This window comes from Helicobacter canis (assembly GCF_900451095.1).
Taxonomy (GTDB): domain Bacteria; phylum Campylobacterota; class Campylobacteria; order Campylobacterales; family Helicobacteraceae; genus Helicobacter_B; species Helicobacter_B zhangjianzhongii.
This window is the reverse complement of sequence record NZ_UGHV01000001.1, coordinates 1,996,015-2,012,540: the sequence shown is the minus strand read 5'-3', so window position 1 is coordinate 2,012,540 and position 16,526 is coordinate 1,996,015. Positions and strand designations below refer to the sequence as shown.

The window sequence follows — 16,526 nt, the reverse complement described above, 5'->3', positions numbered from 1 at the left end:
ATATGAGGATTAAGCACTTTGTGCTAATGCTGCTTGGGTTTGGTGTGCTGCAAGGCTTTGATACAGATACTGCTAGGATTGTGCAAACTTACCGCACAGGCGATATGCAGAAGGTTACACAAATCTTAGATAGCTACTTGCAAGATAAGGAATTTTGGCTTCGTGTCTTGCAAGATAGGCATACAGATTATGGGTATTTTGAGGGCTATAAATATCTCTTTGTCTCTGATAAAAGTATCCCTAATTTAGCTCTCTATACCATATCGCCAAAGGGGCAGCTAACGCTTGTAAAAGAGCTCCCCGCGCTTGTGGGCAAGGGCAAGGGAGATAAGCGTTTATCTGGGGATTTGACCACGCCTCTTGGTGTATATGACTTTACTGATAAGCTTACAAGACTACCTCCATACTATGGTCCGCTGGCTTATACGACTGACTATCCAAACAACTACGATAAATCATTGAAGAAAACAGGATATGGGATCTGGATCCACGGGCTTCCGCTTGATGGCAACAGAGAAGAGCTTAATACAAAGGGCTGTATTGCCATTGAGAATAATGTCTTAAGCGATTTTGGAAAGATAGTGAATTACAAAGAAGCATTGCTGATTTCTTATGAGCAAAATATCCATAAACCCACCAAAGATGAGCTAGCCTTGCTCCTAGCGCAGCTATATGTGTGGCGTGCGGCGTGGATCGCAAATGACTTGGAGAAGTATTTGTCTTTTTACTCTAAGGATTTTGCACGCCCAGATGGGACGAAATACAATGCTTTTGCTTCGTATAAAAAGCAAGTGTTTGCTAAGAGTGAAGAAAAAGTAATACGATTTAGCAATATTAGTGTCGTGCCTTATCCCAATGAAGAGCATAGGCAGATGTTTCGCATTAGCTTCACGCAAGATTATCGCGCGTATAAAAATGGCAAGCCTAGCTACACATCAAATAGCCAAAAGATCCTTTATATCGTGTATGAAAATGGCACTATGCGCATAGTAAGTGAGAAGTGATGCGAGATGTTGCTGCATTAGGCGTTAGGCGGTTGGGGCTTTGCGCACTTATTGCTGCGGCGTGTGTGATTGGCGTGAGTGCTGCGCCTACTATCCCTACGGTCAATCTCTCTTTAAGCGCACCAGATACGCCAAAGCAGCTTGTAACTTCGCTTAATGTCGTTGTTGTTTTAACGCTCCTGATTCTCGCGCCTTCATTGGTGCTTGTGATGACGAGCTTTATGCGGCTTATTATTGTGTTTTCATTTTTGCGCACCGCACTTGGCACGCAGCAATCCCCACCCACACAGATTCTAGTCTCTTTGGCGTTGGTTTTGACATTTTTTATTATGGAGCCTATTGGTAAAGAAGCGTGGCAAGCTGGTGTGAAGCCTTATGTAGAGGAGCAAATCGGCTATGAAGAGGCGTTTGAGCGATCGGTTGAGCCTTTTAAGAAATTTATGCTAAAAAACACGCGCGAGAAAGATTTGGCATTGTTTTATCGTATTCGAGAGCTGCCTAATCCACAAACCACAGCTGATGTGCCTATCACAATTGCTATCCCTGCCTTTATGATCAGTGAGCTAAAAACGGCATTTATGATAGGCTTTTTGCTGTATTTGCCATTTTTGGTGATTGATATGGTGGTAAGCTCGATCCTTATGGCAATGGGTATGATGATGGTCCCGCCGGTGATGATCTCACTACCCTTTAAGATTTTGGTGTTTATCTTGGTTGATGGGTTTAATCTGCTCATAGGCTCGCTTGTGCAAGGGTTTAAGTAGCGAGCGTCTAAGCTAGATAGGCAAAAAGAGCTTGTCTAGAATCTGTGTCTGCACGATCGTAGCATAGCCTAGTGTCCCGCCAATGACAGCTATCACGCCAACTTTAGTGATGAGATAAAGCAATGCGGTTAAGATAAATCCACATAGCTCATTAAGTCCAAATGGCGCGTGCGCTATATCTGTGGAAGCAAAGCAATAGACAAGCAGCATACCAATCATCGCTGGAGGTAGAATCTCCCCTAGGGTGATGATAGATTTTGGTGCGCTTTTTTTGCGAAATATGATAAAGGGCATAAAACGCGTAAGAATCGTAGTCAAAAACGCAACTACAAGCACCAGCACGCTGTGCAGCAGGGCTTGGTGATTTTGATAGAAGTCATAGAGCGATAGTCCCATAAGAATCCTTAAGTAAAATGCGTATTATATAGAATCTACCCCAGCGCGATGCTAGAAATCGGGCAATAAATTATTTATATATAGTTATTGTTACTTTATTTAGAGTAGAATATGGGCAACCCATATTTAAGGAGTAGGCAATGAAAGAGAAGAAAAAGGCGGATAAAGTTGTTGAGAGTTTGCGAAAGCTTCAAGCTGATAGCATTGTGCTATATATGAAAGTGCATAACTTCCACTGGAATGTTAGAGGCAGTGATTTCCCGCAAGCTCACAAAGCTTTGGAAGAGATTTATGATGGTTTTGCCGATATGTTTGATGACTTGGCAGAGCGTGTGATCCAGCTTGGTGGGACGCCTGTGGTAACACTTGCTGAGGCGATCAAGATCTCTAAGATTAAAGAAGAGACAAAGACAACTTTCACTTCAAAAGAGATTCTAAAAGAAGTGCTAAAAATTTATGAAAACTTGCACGAAGATTTTACAGACTTAGCAAAGCTTGCTGACAAAGATGAAGATAGAGTAACTGCTTCATATTGTGATGATAAGCTAGCCGAGCTAGAAAAGGCTATCTGGATGGTAAAAGCCCAGCTAGCATAGGTGCTAGATCCACTTTTTATCGCACGCCCTAGAATCACTTTTGTGATTATCGTATTTTATGTGTTTTTTTGTTTATAGATTGCCACGCGGACTTTGTCCGCTCGCAATGACAAGTAAAAAAGCGTTGAATGTAAAAAGTGGATTCTAAGAGATAGTGCGAATCTATGGAATCTTATATATGTAATCACGCAAAGGAAGCTTAAAGAAATTTTCATACCCTTGTGTAACTTCTTCAACTTGATTAGAAAAAATGTATTTAATTATAGGTCTCAAGCCAATGTATGGCAGCCCAAACCACGCACTCTCATATACAAGCGTGTATTTTTGCCGCATAGTAGATAGATAGGTGGAATCTATCATTTTATTTGTATTGAGATTAAGCATAATGTAATCACCACTTTGTGGTGCTTTTTGCGGCTGGATTGAGACATTATAAGTATCATAAAAAGCCTTTAGATAGATGTCAAAATAGCCCCAATACCAAGTAAAATCTCGCCATTTATCATTATCATCACCATCAAAATAGAGATTGATATGCTCTGTATGTTTTGCCTCTTGAGCGATAAACATTAGCGCATTGTGGAATTTAATACCCTCTGTCTTTAAACCTATATATGTTGTGATACCTTGAGGCAAAGAATTTGTTATGTAAAAAACAAGTGTAGCAATACCCGCTGCTTTAAAAACAAATTTTCTCCAATATCCTTGCACAAAAAGAAAATATATCACCCCACCAAATGCCATAAAATACATAGGCAAAATATAATAATTTCTAAAAAACCCCATTTTTATAAAAACACCGACATAAAGCAAAGAGCCAAACAATAAACCATCATAAATACTATGAATCGCACATCTATACCGCACATACAAATAGATCCTATATGCTACAAGCATAGGAAGAAGTATAAGCAAAAACATATCATTTGTCGCAAGATTAAAAATGCCACTTATAAATGACAAAATCATTGCTCTTTGACTTTCATAGCCCACACCATAATACCCATTAACATTAGGGATAATTAACACACAATAGAGTATAAAATATAGCAACGCACTACACGCTAAAGACGCATAATAGATATGTAGTTGTTTATGTCGTATATAATGCACCACAACGCCAAACACACCAAAAAATCCAATGAACAAAAATGTAGGCTCTTTGTAATATAGAGCAATGGTGGCAGCAATGAAGCCAAGCCAAGCATAGCGCGACTTATTTGTTGCAGCAAATTTCATACTTGCCCACACAAATAGCAGCAAAAATACAATCTGCATCCGCTCTGGATAGCAAATACCAAGCATTATAGTGGCAAACCCGGGGTGAAAGAGAATAAGCAAAAGCGCAAATACTCTAAGCCATTTGTATGCTTCTCCGCAAATCAAGCGCGAAATCTGCCACAAAAGCAGCCCCACACATAGCACAATACACGCATTGAAAGTGAAAAATGCATAAGGACTTTTTGTCCATCGCATCAATATATCTAAATCCAGTGAAGCAAAGGGGAAAAATCTCCCAGCTTGTGGATCCCAGCCATTAAAAATAGGCATATCATAGTAGATTTCAAGCCACATCCAAATATCATCAAGATTGAAAGTGTAGCGAGAGTAGGCGACCATACCCGCACAATATAAAACAAGCAACAACGCATAAATAAAAGCTGGATAAGTGATCTTATGGATTGGATTGGTTTGGTTTGGTTTGGTTTCATAGCGAACCTTAATTTTTTATAAATTTAGTAAAAGTGCAAACACACAATACTAGGCGCAATCATAGCTATTTGGACTCTCTCTTGCAAGGTTTTGTGGCAAGGTTTTTGTGCGTGATTGCTGCAAATACTTCAGCTAAAGATCAGGCTGAATGATAGGCAAGATTCTAGCGCGAAAATGGTCAGTGCAAAATCTCCTGACAATAAAAGGCTTTATTCCTAGAATCCACTTTTGCAAAAGTAGATTCTAGTGGGAGAGTGGATCGCCACGCAATCGCTACCGCGCTTGCTCGCGATGACAAAGCTGCAGTGGATTGCCACGCGGATAAATCCGCTCGCAATGACAATGAAAACGCCGCTAATAAAAAAGTGGATTCTAGGGGGTTTGATTAAAGGGGCGATTTTTGGGGGTTGGTGGCTGGCTTTTGGGGTGATATGCTCGCGTGTGCAGGCGAGTATGAGATTTGGCTGCCTAAATAGCGCGATCAATCGCATTGCTTACACAAGGACTCTAAACAAGCACACTATTGCTTAATCCCTAGCAGTGTCTCTATCATTCTATCAATTGTTGTGATGACTTTCGCATTTGCTGCATAGCCGCCTTGAAACTTAATGAGATCCACCATTTCTTCATCGATACTTACTTGCGTGATCGATAAATGCTCTTTTTTCGTGGCTTCATAGACAGACTTTTTTGTATCTAGGGTGCGTTGCGCTTCTTCTGTGTCGGTGGCTACGCGTCCAGAGGCATATTGATAAAACTCGCTGATTTTCATTGTGGAGTTGATTTTGGTGCGTTTGTTGTAGAAATCTACTTTGTCATATTGAAGCTGCTGCATCATATTTGCCACATCGAAATTCCCATTGATAGGGGTGAGCCACGGGCGGATATAGGTGGGGTCTTTTTCATAGTCTCGGTGCAGGTGAATATCCTTGGCACTATCGCCTTGTAGGAATTTGTTGATCCCCATTGCTCCTGTGAAATTTGTGCCATTATCTTTGATACCCACATAGAATCCATCTGCAGGGCGATTGGCTTCTACGACAAATTTTTTCACCACAGGATCAAACTGCGCGTGAAAAAAGTCATCAAAATCATTTGTGTCGTTGTTGTCGTTGTTGTCATCGGTGTTGGCATTGATTTGGCGCACGATGTCGTGCATTGTTGTTACATTATCGATGTAGATTCTCCTGCTAGCGACTATTTGTCCATTGGTGTTATAGGCTATGAGATCAAATGAGCCGTTTTTGAAGTTGTAGCCAGAATCCTTTAGGGCTTGATTGCGCTCAAAGCTCACCTCCGCTCCTACAAGTGAGTGGGCGGCAGATTGAGCATAGATGGCGTTTGTGGCTTCCATAAATCCTTGGGCAAATGTATCAAGCAGATCAATATAACGCTGGATATGCCCGACTTTTGTGCCATTGTAGCCGGTGTTGTAGAGATTGATAAGCGAGCCAGCCTTGCCCTCATTCATCTTATCGGTAATATCCACATCTTTAAAATCATAGGTGCGATAATACACGCGATTTAAATGCTCGGCATTGTTTTCTTTCTCCAAAGTTAGAGGGTGGAAAGTATAGCCATCTACGATATTAAAGCCTTGCGCGACATTCATCACATAGTTTTCATCAAAGTCCGCTGTTTTGGGCGAGGTTTGAGAATCTGTCTTTAAATGCCCTTTAAATACCTTGCCGCCGATGATTTCGATCAAATGGTATTCATACTCATCGCGCCTATCGCGTAGCTCGTTTGCTTGCTTGTATTGCTTGGCATCTTCCATTTCGCCGATTTTTTGATTGAGCTGGGCGATCTGCCCACCTAGGCGATTGGCTTCTTTGACAAGTGTTTCGAGATTTTCACTAGCTTGGCGTTGGATATTTACAAGCTTTAGGCGTGTGTCGCGGATATTTCTTGTCAAAACTTGTGTAGCTTCAGCGAGCACTTGCTTTTGGGCGGCGTCTTTTGGGTTTTTGGAGAGATCTTTCCACGCGTTAAAATATGTGCTTAGGTCATTAAAGATCCCCACCCCATCTACATCGGGAAAATGCGCTGAGATTTCTCGCAAAGTATCAAAGCTATTTTGGAAAAATGCCGTTTCTGATCCAGCCTTAGTGTAGCGGTCAAACACAAAATCATCGTGGATTCTGCGTATGGCTTGGACATCGACACCTCTCCCCATAATAAGCCCTTGGTGCATAACAAGTGGCTTTTCAGGCTGGGCGATAACGCGCTTGCGGCTATAAAACTCATCGCTTGCATTGGAGATGTTGTTGCTCGTGGTATCCACCATAACTTGGTGGGCTTGCAAGCCTGTGTAAGAGGTGTTTAGTGAAGTGAGGATCCCGCCCATATCTTACTCTTTATGCTTGGACTTGTAGGAAGCTTGCTTGCTTTGGTGTGCTTATGCGTCTGTTTTCTCCATAGGCTGGCAGATCTTTTGGTATGAGTCTATCCATAAGAGAGGTAAAAAACTCTGATACAGCAAACACCATACGCGCATAATCGCTATTGATCCTTTTTAGCTCATTGAGAGATTCTCGCATCACGCCAAAGAGATCCACTGCCTCTTGCCCAATGACTTCTGCCATATTTTTGTGGGGGTCTTTTTCCATAAGCGTGCGCACTTCTTGATCAAGTAGCGATCTTTTGATCTCAAATTCTTTTATAAGCGCGTCTTTTTGGATATTGCGTGCGAATATTTCATCGTGATCAGCACGCTTTATGGCTTGTATGTCAAGCTGAGTATAAGATATGAGAGTATGTAAATCTTGTATGGCACCTTGCAAATATTGAATCAGCATTGCTTAATCCTTTATCGCCTGCTGCCACACCTAAGCGGTAGCTTAGAGAGAGCCAAACAGGTTTTTAGACATTAAGCAAATCTAGTGCCATTTTTTCTGAAGTTTTGCGTAGGTCGATTTTGTAGTCTTTGTTCTCGATGGCTTCTTTGATTTGTGCGACACGATTTTGCTCTGCTACTTCTTCTATGTCCTTGCTTTTTCTAGCTAGAATCCTACTTTCTTCATCTCTTTGGGCTTGTGTATTGGCAGTAGCCGCTATGATACTTGAGTTGATAGAGCCGATCATATTCACTCCTTTAAGTTTCTATAAGATCGATATCGACCTTTTGCGCTTAGGATTTTAGCATTTTATTATCTATTTATTGCTTTATTTATTTCGCGTTGGAAATTTTCCACATTTGTTGTCTCTTTTCTCTGCTGCCCATCTTGAAATAGTGATACATTTGGATTGATATGGTAAGTAAAGATACCGACAAACACCATCGCATAGCAAAAAAGTATGAAACAAATAGTAGGAAATAACCAAGTTTTAATATCCATAACACCAACTCCCAAAATAGAGAAAAGTAGAGAATCTCACGATTGCATTTACAGCCATAAATGCGCTTGTTTAGGCTAGGCATTATATAATATACAGCACAAAATATTTCAAGATTTCATAAAAATTTATTATAATTGCGGATTTAATATGGGTATTGGCAGTATTGATCCCTACAAGATGAAAGATACTTTTGGTGAAAGATACTTGGGCTATTTTCTTAAGGATTTTAATGGTTTATTTGGCATTGATGATGAAAAAAAGCAGCATTGTCTGGCTATTTCGTGCTTGTAGCAAGAGGCTAGCGGCATTAGTTTTTGTGTGTTTGTGTGGTGTGCAAGTGGGCTATGGTGCAGTTGGGGAGCGGCTAAATTGGGGGAGCGGCTTAACGCTGCTTGGATTTTTTGAGCAAAATCTTATCCCCTTAAAGCTTTACTACAATCTCTCACCCCAAGATAAAGAGCTTACCGCTGAGGTCAAGGCTAATGCGACTTACTATACTTTGCGTAATGATGCTGGTGATTTGCTCCACGCTCTTATCCCCATTAGCGATAGCGTGCAAATGCACATCTATAAAGCTAAAGACACCTATAAGCTAGATTTTATCCCTATCATTGCGTTTGCTAAATCACAAACCCTTGCCATTTCCGTGCAAAACTCCCCCTATCAAGATATTGTCAATGCCACCACAGATGTCCTGCTTGCTTCGGAGTTTTCTAATATTTACAAAAAAAGCGTGGCTTCACGCACAATGCACGCAGGCGATCGGCTAGCGATTGTGTTTGAGCGCGATTATCGGCTAGGCAAGCCCTTTGGGATACCAAATATACAAGCTGGTATGATTGAGACGGCTAAAAAGCAAAATTTCGTATTTTTACATACAAATGGGCATTACTACGATAGTAATGCAAAGGAAATGGCAGGCTTCACGCTAGAAGTCCCTGTGCAATACACGCGTATTTCTTCGCGCTTTTCTCACGGCAGAAAGCACCCTATTTTAAAGATCGTGCGTCCGCATTATGGTGTGGATTATGTAGCAAAGGCTGGGACGCCTATCCGCGCAGCAGCAAGTGGCAAGGTGGTGTTCGCTGGAGTTCGAGGGGGCTATGGCAAGGTAGTAGAGATCGCGCACGAGGGTGGGCTAAAGACGCTGTATGCGCATATGCAGAGTATCCACACTCGCTTAGGTGCGTATGTGAAATCTGGCACAATCATAGGCAGGGTAGGTAGCACAGGAATGAGCACGGGACCGCATTTGCACTTTGGTGTATATAAATTCAATCAGCCAATCAACCCGCTAGGTAGAATCCGCACCGCCAAAAGTGAGCTTAGCGGCAAGGAAAAAAGAGAGTTTTTATCCGTAGCACAAGGCTATCAGCAGACCATAGATGCTGCCTTGCAGGCAAGCGATTTTAGTGTGCAGTCATTTTATCTTTTTGCCAAGGAGTAGTTATGAAAAAGTATTTTCTCTCTTCCCCGCTTCCTACGCCCAAGATCACGGATTTGAGGCAGGATTCTTGTAAGGATTCTCGCTTCATTAAGCCTATGCGATTATTTTATAAGCAAGATGGGATAGAGAAAAGCTGGGATATTATCCACTCTCACGATAGCGTATCCATTATGCTTTATGAAGTTGATCTTGATGCATTTGTGATTGTCAAGCAGTTTCGCCCAGCGGTGTTTATGCGCAATAATGATGGCTATATCTATGAGCTTTGTGCGGGGCTTGTGGATAAGTCTAAAAAGAGCTTAGAAGAAATTGCAGTAGAAGAAGTCTTTGAGGAGTGCGGCTATGAGATTAGCCCTAATCGCTTGGAAAAAATCACGACTTTTTATACATCAGTTGGGATTAGTGGGGCTAGGCAGACGATATTTTTCGCCAAAGTGTCCAAGAAGGACAAGCGAGCATTGGGCGGTGGGATTGATGATGAGAAGATAGAGGTATTGTATCTTAAGCGCGATAGCGCACTAGCATTTACCAAAGATGAAAGCTATCATAAGACCCCAGCCCTAGCCTTTGCGATCAATTATTTTTTTGATCAATACAATACTTGATTGGGTGCGTAGGTGGGAGCTAGTTTAGATTCTATATTGCTTAAGGATTGTGTGTGAGATATGTTTTTTGCGTGATGATTATGGGCTGTCTGTGGGCTTATGGGCATTCGCTCCAGAATCCACTTAAGCTTAGTATCCAAGCTGTTGATGAAAAAGCACAGATTATAGAGATCCCTGCTATGGATTTGCAAGTGGGTGAGAGCGGGCTTGTGTGGCATAGATTTGATAGCAATTATGCAAGCGTGATTGCAGAAGTCGCGGTGATAAAGGTGGATTCTGGGGTGGCGTATGGAAAAATCCAAGCCGATAGTGTGCTAAAGCAAAAATACCTGCCTTCGCCCACCAATGCCCCCACAAAAGGCGATGAGGTGTATTTCCGCACGCTCAATAATCGCGCTTTTATCATCGCTCCTACACTAGAATCTTACGAGCAAGTGCGCAGTGCGTATCCTGCTATCGAGTTTTTAAATTCTGATTTGATGATTGGGTATTTGTTTGATATGGGGGGTTTTGACCCCAAGCCTGCATTTTTAAATAAAGTGTGTAGGATCTATAATGCAGGCTTGCTATTTGTGATCGCTACAGAGTCGCTTAATATCCTTGACTGCCAAAGCTTAGTGGTGCTAGAAAAGCGCGAATTCTCCACGAGTGAGCTTGAAAATGCTAGCACGATCGCGCCATTTTTCTCTAGAGTGCAGTATGCCTCTAGCGGATCGCTTGATACGGCATTGTTCAAAAAGTATTCCAAGCAGTATTTTCGCTACTATGACGCGCTAATCGCGCAGGGCAAGGATTTTAAGGCGTCAAAGGAGTAGGGTAAGTGAGAGCAAAGCATTGTTGATGTGGGTATAGATATGATTGCACTAGATGGGCGTGAGCCAAGACAAGAGTAAGATAACTAAGGGCTAAGGAGCTGCTATGCTAGAATCCACACATATACAAGCATTAAGTGCGATAGTAGGGAAAGATAATTGCCACACACATAAGGCGCATTTGCTTGCCTACTGCTATGACGCTACAAGGGAGCGATATGAGCCAGATGCGGTGGTATATCCGCGCGATGAGGCTGAAGTAAGCCAGATTCTACGCTACTGCAATACCCACAAAATCGCCATTGTGCCGCGCGGGGCGGGGAGTGGCTTCACAGGTGGGGCTCTGCCTGCTAGTGGTGGGGTCATCTTAAGCCTTGAGAAGCACTTCAATCAAATCTTAGAAATCGATGAGAAAAATCTCATTGCTAGAGTCCAGCCCGGCGTGGTGAATAAAATCTTTCAAAACGAAGTGGAAAAAAGAGGGCTTTTCTACCCGCCAGATCCAGCTAGCCAAGATTACAGCACGCTAGGGGGCAATGTCAGTGAAAATGCCGGTGGAATGCGCGCGGCAAAGTATGGGATCACCAAAGATTATGTGCTTGCCTTGCGTGCGGTGCTGCCAAATGGCGATATTATCCGCGCAGGCAAAAAGACGATTAAAGATGTCGCAGGCTACAACATAGCAGGCATTTTGATCGCTAGTGAGGGCACGCTTGCAGTCATCACAGAGCTTACTTTGAAGCTGCTGCCCAAGCCTCAATACAAACGCTCGGCTATGGGGGTGTTTGCAAGCATTGAAGATGCGATGAATGCGGTGTATAGAAGTATGGCAAGTGGGATTACGCCTGTGGCTATGGAGTTTTTAGACCAGCTCTCTATCCAAGCGGTTGAAGAGCGATTTCATAAGGGGCTGCCAAAGGACGCTGGGGCGATTTTGATCACGCAAGTTGATGGTGATTTGCCAGAGGCATTAGAAGCTGATCTTAGCAAGCTAGAAGCGCGATTTATGGAAAATGGCTGCACGAAGTTTGTCGTAGCTAAGGATTCTAAGGAGGAAGAGGACTTGTGGTTTGCAAGACGCAATGCAAGCCAGAGTATCACAATCTATGGCAAAAAGAAGCTAAATGAAGACATTACCGTGCCGCGCTCTCGCTTGCCAGAGCTGCTTGCTAGGATCCAAGAGATGAGCGAGAAATATGGCTTTAAGATCCCTTGCTTTGGGCATACGGGCGATGGCAATGTGCATACGAATGTGATGGTGCCAAATCCCGATGATAAAGATGAGCTAGCTCGCGGCTATGCGTGTATTGAAGAGATTTTTGCCATTGCGGTGGAGCTAGAAGGCACGCTTAGTGGCGAGCACGGCATAGGGCTATCCAAAGCCCCCTTTATGCACCTAGCCTTCACGCAAGAAGAGATGAATTTGTTTAAGGCAATCAAGCAGGCATTTGATCCAAACAATATTTTGAACCCGGGCAAAATGGGCTTATGATTCTTACCAAGAGCGATCTACATAGATCTAAGGCGTGGATTTGTGCTTATCTTGCGTGCTTATGGCTCGCTTATCCGCTGCACGCAGTGTCTCAAGACACTGCAGTAGAATCTAATTTTGTCAAATCCACTTCATCACAAGAGCTAGAATCCAGCGCAAATACGCCGCAAAAATCAGCCCAAGAGGCACAAGCTAAGATCGCGCCAGACTCTCCACCTAAGCGCACGAAGCGGCTTTTTACGCGCGCGCATTCTTTGTCGCTTGTGATGGCAGGCGATGCGCTGCTGCATACGCCGGTATATACAGATGCGCAAAAAGTGGATTCTAGCACTAGTGCTATCACATATAACTTTGCCAAGATGTTTGCGCCTATCGCCCCACTCATCGCACGCTATGACTTGGCATTTTACAATCAAGAGACCATTTTAGGCGGCACAGAGCTTGGGCTTAGCAGCTATCCAAGCTTTAACTCCCCGCAAGAATTTGGCGATACGATGCTTTCCCTTGGCTTTAATCTCATCTCACTAGCCAATAACCACACGCTTGATAAAGGCGAGCGCGGTGTGCGGGCAATGCTTGCGTATTGGCATACAAAAGAGGCAGAATCTATCGCACGAGCAATGCCAATTACCATTGCTGGAAGCTATGCAAGTCAAGAGGATAGAGATAAGCCTAGAATCTATGAGAAAAATGGCATTACCTACGCGCTGCTTGCCTACACTTATGGCACCAATGGTATCCCTATCCCAAAGGGCAAGGAATACCTTGTCAATGTCTATACCAAAGATATGCTTATACGCGATGTCAAAGCCCTGCGAGATAAGGTGGATTTGCTGCTTGTCTCAATGCACTGGGGCATAGAATACGACTTTGCCCCAAGCAAGGAGCAGCGCGAGTTTGCCGCGCTTTTAGCGAGCCTTGGCGTGGATATTGTCATCGGCAATCACCCCCATGTGATCCAGCCTATTGAAAAAATCGGCAACACCCTTGTGATCTACTCGCACGGCAATCTCATCTCCGCGCAAAAGGGCATAAACAAGCGCGTGGGTATGCTCACTTCTGTGCGCATACATTTGTTTGATACAAAAAAGCGTGAAGCCCTTCTTGCTAGGCTTGGGGCAGAGGGGGGGTTTGTGCCTAGGGTATCTTTAAGCGATTTGCGTGCAGAGCTTATTTGGACGCATTATGAGAGTGGGGGCAAAAACTTTGCGATCTATCCATTGCGAAAGGTAAGCAATAAGCTTCTGCCAAACGCCAAGCACATTTATAAAGACTACACAAAGATCCTCACCCAAGCGTGGAAGTAAGGGGCAGGATCTAAAGTGGCACCTTTTTTGCTTACTTTGCATTAGGAGATGGGGTGTGAAACGAGGATTCTAGCAACGCCAAAAATCCAAAAACCTAGAATCCACTTTTGACAAAATCGCTTTAAAACGCCGCGGATTCTAGGGTTTTGACAAAAATGCCCAAAGGTTAAGCCGCAGGCGGCAGGATTTGCGATGAAACAGAGGCTGAAAGTATGTTTGATAACCACCTTGTAGGCGGAAGGATTTTGAGGCTAGAATTGGGGTTTGCAAGGCTTGCAAGGAAATAAGACTTGGAGTCTATTGACGAAGCAAGATGAAGCAATCTGCGATTCTAGTCCAAAAGCCAACGCCACAAGTGAAAAAGTGGATTCTAGGATTTTAAGTTCTAAGGAGATTCTATGCGTATCACATTTGGGACCAAGTATAACCAAATGAACCACTACCAAAACACCTTGCAAAACAAGCTTAATGACAAAAATACGCAGATTGCTTCTGGGCTTAAAATCCAATACGGCTACCAAGATGCGAGCGTGTATAATCAAAATCTCCGCTTTGAAAATGAGATCAACACCCTAGCCCAAGGCATTGATGTCGCCGAGCACGCACAAACTGCCACGCTTAATACTGATAAAACCTTATCCGATCTATCAGAGACAATGGTGCAGTTTAAGACAAAGCTAATCCAAGCGGCAAACGACATACACTCTCCTGCCTCTCGTGAGGCTATCGCTAATGATATGGAGGCGTTGAAAAAGCATTTTCTAAGCCTAGCAAATACTTCTATCGGTGGGAATTTCATCTTTGGCGGGAGTAGAGTCGATCACCCGCCATTTGATGAAGATGGCAACTACCACGGCAATGATGAAAAGCTCAATGTCCTAGTAAGCTCGCATAATCTCGTGCCATATAATGTAACAGGGCAGGAGCTGTTTTTTGGCAGGGATAGTGATAAGCAGCGTATCATCACCACAAACCTAAAAATGCTTAATCAATCCAAGCTGCACCCGGGCATTATGGATAGCTCAAACCGCAGCAATCTCTCCCAAGAAGTCTATATCAAAGCCAGCGATACTTTGCGCGATTTGATCGGCGATGATGATAGCGACCCTAGCAATGATGTGCCGGAGTATTTTTATCTGCGGGGTGTGCGATCTGATGGCTCGGTGTTTAAGTCTAAATTTGCCTTGGATAAAGGATTTTCTAATGATGCGCGAGCGACAAAGGTGCAGGACTTGCTTGATCGCATTGGCAAGGAGTTTGGCAATACGGCGTTAAATAAAGTCGTAGAAGTTACACTTAATCAATGGGGGCAAATAGAGATCAAAGACTTAGAGCCCGGTAAATCAGGGGTAGATTTTCATATGATTTCAAGCGATATGAATGTCGATAATATTGATGATTTGATCACTAATGGCGCGCGCGTTACAGCCTATAATCAAAGTGCGTTTTTGACAGATAGGGTGGTATCTACCATCGTTGGCGTAACGGACAAAAGCGACTTCCGCAAAGTAGAGCTGCCTACGGCTTTTATCACTAGGGATAATAAAGCCGCAGAAATGACTACAAAGCTTGAAGATCTCTTCCCTCCTAATGTCTCGACACTGCTTATTAGCGGGACCCGTCCAAATACGCCAGATGGCAAGATAAACACAGGAGAAGATCAAGAGCCGCTAGATTTCTTGCGCTTTGATATTAAGGGGGCTACTGCTAGGGATCTTGCCCAAGCGATTAAAGAGCATTTTGGCGGTAATATTGATGTATCAATCACCAAGGGGCGTTTGATTGTGATTGATAATAATGTCGCCAATCAAGCACACGACTTCCAAGATCCGCCCTTTAATGGTGAGCACGGATTCTCGATCGCTTTGACAACGCTTGATGAATTTGGCGCACAAACTGATGGTGTGCCGACAGATTATGGCAATGAGTATGATAGGACATTTTTTCAAGTAGAGGGCTCAAAGCTTACTTCTAGTCTCTCGCAAGTGCTGGCAAATGGCAGTGGCTATGCAAATGGCGAGACAAAACTTAGCGATGTGGTGGGGGCGAGCATTGAGGGACAAAGCTATGTGCTAAAAGTCAATGATATGAATGGTGTGCAGATAGAAGCGCGCATTGTCTTTGATGAAGCAGGGGCATATATGCTGCTGCCAAATGTCGCAGAAGATGGGCAAGACTACACGATCCCGCTTTTTAACCCTATCGATGAGCCGCCCGGAGTGAGCGTTACTAAGCCTGATGATGTAACATATCGCCAGCTTATGGATGCGCTAAGTATCGCACTAAATTATAGCAACCAGGATCATAATTCTTATAAAGCAGTAGAGCCGCCAAAGGGTGGTGTCGTGCAAGCGACCAAAGATGCGTATGTCCAGCTACTTACTGATGCAAAGGGAATGTTTGATGTGGCAATGACCCCAGATGGTAGAATCCAGATCCAAGACAAAATGCGCTCTGTTACGCGAATGAATGTGATGTTTTATGATGCAAGTAGCAATGATTTTTCACACGATACATTACAGCGCAATACAAATTCTCTGCGCTTAAATGCCAATAATGCGCTTACAATCGATACACCAGAAATTAACTTTTTTAAAGAAATTGATGAGATTATCGAAGCAGTGAGAAAGGGCGTGTATCGCGCAGGGGCAAAGGATTCGTATGGGGCTATTATGCGTAATAAAGGCGTGCAAAATGGCATAACGGCATTTGACCACCTAAGCGATCATATAGAAAAAATCATCGCGCTCAATGGCTCACACGGCAAGACTTTTGAAAATGTCATACGCCGCCACGAGATTTTAAAAACACAGATTGAAGGGCTTAAAGGACAAAATATCGGCACGGATATTGCAGATACTTATAATAAATTTTCTAATATCACGACAAACCTTAATGCTGTGATGAACTCTACAAGTAGGATCAACCAAATGTCGCTTGTCAATTATCTCTAGGGACTTGACATCTAGGCTGGATTCTAGTCTTTATGCTGGATTCTAGTCTTTATTGTGTTTATCTTTTATTGCTTGTGGGATTTGTTGGGGATTGTTG

General features: G+C 43.2%; 16 protein-coding genes. 11 read left to right on the top strand and 5 right to left on the bottom strand.

What is annotated here, in order from left to right; translation table 11 throughout:
* The first annotated feature begins 2 nt into the window (after window positions 1–2).
* Window positions 3–1,004, top strand: coding sequence for a L,D-transpeptidase Cds6 family protein (locus tag DX060_RS09460; RefSeq protein WP_115012204.1), 1,002 nt, complete (start codon window positions 3–5; stop codon window positions 1,002–1,004).
* Window positions 1,004–1,768 carry a flagellar type III secretion system pore protein FliP gene (gene fliP, locus DX060_RS09455; protein ID WP_115012203.1) on the top strand — a complete coding sequence of 255 codons (765 nt, stop codon included), beginning with the start codon at window positions 1,004–1,006 and terminating at the stop codon, window positions 1,766–1,768. The genes DX060_RS09460 and fliP overlap by 1 nt, the downstream gene beginning before the upstream one ends.
* 12 nt (window positions 1,769–1,780) lie before the next feature.
* Here the strand turns inward: fliP and DX060_RS09450 are convergent, their stop codons facing one another.
* Entirely contained in the window at window positions 1,781–2,164 is a 384-nt protein-coding gene (locus DX060_RS09450; RefSeq protein ID WP_115012202.1) for a branched-chain amino acid transporter permease, read from the bottom strand.
* A gap of 140 nt (window positions 2,165–2,304) precedes the next feature.
* Here DX060_RS09450 and DX060_RS09445 point away from each other — a divergent pair, with 140 nt between their 5' ends.
* The gene (locus DX060_RS09445; RefSeq protein ID WP_115012201.1) at window positions 2,305–2,760 is read left to right on the top strand and encodes a Dps family protein; all 456 of its coding nucleotides are present in this window, start codon (window positions 2,305–2,307) and stop codon (window positions 2,758–2,760) included.
* A 162-nt stretch (window positions 2,761–2,922) separates the two neighbouring features.
* Here DX060_RS09445 and DX060_RS09440 read toward each other — a convergent pair whose 3' ends face one another.
* The gene (locus DX060_RS09440; RefSeq protein WP_115012200.1) at window positions 2,923–4,380 is read right to left on the bottom strand and encodes a hypothetical protein; all 1,458 of its coding nucleotides are present in this window, start codon (window positions 4,378–4,380) and stop codon (window positions 2,923–2,925) included.
* Window positions 4,381–4,727: 347 nt separating this feature from the next.
* Here DX060_RS09440 and DX060_RS12205 point away from each other — a divergent pair, with 347 nt between their 5' ends.
* Complete coding sequence (locus tag DX060_RS12205; RefSeq protein ID WP_258552290.1) at window positions 4,728–4,862, top strand: hypothetical protein; 135 nt, start codon at window positions 4,728–4,730, stop codon at window positions 4,860–4,862.
* 131 nt (window positions 4,863–4,993) lie between these two features.
* Here DX060_RS12205 and flgK read toward each other — a convergent pair whose 3' ends face one another.
* The 3 genes from flgK to DX060_RS09420 form a co-directional block, all read right to left on the bottom strand.
* Complete coding sequence (flgK, locus tag DX060_RS09430) at window positions 4,994–6,820, bottom strand: flagellar hook-associated protein FlgK (protein WP_115012198.1); 1,827 nt, start codon at window positions 6,818–6,820, stop codon at window positions 4,994–4,996.
* Window positions 6,821–6,830: 10 nt separating this feature from the next.
* Complete coding sequence (locus DX060_RS09425) at window positions 6,831–7,271, bottom strand: hypothetical protein (protein ID WP_115012197.1); 441 nt, start codon at window positions 7,269–7,271, stop codon at window positions 6,831–6,833.
* A gap of 64 nt (window positions 7,272–7,335) precedes the next feature.
* Window positions 7,336–7,557, bottom strand: a complete 222-nt coding sequence (locus DX060_RS09420; protein WP_115012196.1) for a flagellar biosynthesis anti-sigma factor FlgM — start codon at window positions 7,555–7,557, stop codon at window positions 7,336–7,338.
* A 484-nt stretch (window positions 7,558–8,041) separates the two neighbouring features.
* Here DX060_RS09420 and DX060_RS09415 point away from each other — a divergent pair, with 484 nt between their 5' ends.
* The 7 genes from DX060_RS09415 (at window position 8,042) to flgL (ending at window position 16,429) form a co-directional block, all read left to right on the top strand.
* Complete coding sequence (locus DX060_RS09415) at window positions 8,042–9,259, top strand: peptidoglycan DD-metalloendopeptidase family protein (RefSeq protein WP_115012195.1); 1,218 nt, start codon at window positions 8,042–8,044, stop codon at window positions 9,257–9,259.
* Between the two features lie 2 nt (window positions 9,260–9,261).
* Window positions 9,262–9,864 (top strand): NUDIX domain-containing protein, encoded by a 603-nt coding sequence (locus DX060_RS09410; RefSeq protein WP_115012194.1) that lies wholly within the window; start codon window positions 9,262–9,264, stop codon window positions 9,862–9,864.
* Window positions 9,865–9,917: 53 nt separating this feature from the next.
* Window positions 9,918–10,679, top strand: coding sequence for a plasminogen-binding N-terminal domain-containing protein (locus DX060_RS09405; RefSeq protein WP_115012193.1), 762 nt, complete (start codon window positions 9,918–9,920; stop codon window positions 10,677–10,679).
* Between the two features lie 103 nt (window positions 10,680–10,782).
* Window positions 10,783–12,168 (top strand): FAD-linked oxidase C-terminal domain-containing protein, encoded by a 1,386-nt coding sequence (locus DX060_RS09400; RefSeq protein WP_115012192.1) that lies wholly within the window; start codon window positions 10,783–10,785, stop codon window positions 12,166–12,168.
* A complete protein-coding gene (locus DX060_RS09395; protein WP_258552288.1) occupies window positions 12,165–13,475 on the top strand; it encodes a CapA family protein in 1,311 nt (436 codons plus the stop codon). The genes DX060_RS09400 and DX060_RS09395 overlap by 4 nt, the downstream gene beginning before the upstream one ends.
* Before the next feature lie 300 nt (window positions 13,476–13,775).
* Window positions 13,776–13,910 carry a hypothetical protein gene (locus DX060_RS12200; RefSeq protein ID WP_258552286.1) on the top strand — a complete coding sequence of 45 codons (135 nt, stop codon included), beginning with the start codon at window positions 13,776–13,778 and terminating at the stop codon, window positions 13,908–13,910.
* On the top strand, window positions 13,874–16,429 hold the full coding sequence (gene flgL, locus DX060_RS09390; protein WP_115012191.1) for a flagellar hook-associated protein FlgL: 2,556 nt from the start codon (window positions 13,874–13,876) through the stop codon (window positions 16,427–16,429). Before DX060_RS12200 ends, flgL begins: the two co-directional genes overlap by 37 nt.
* Window positions 16,430–16,526 lie beyond the last annotated feature (97 nt).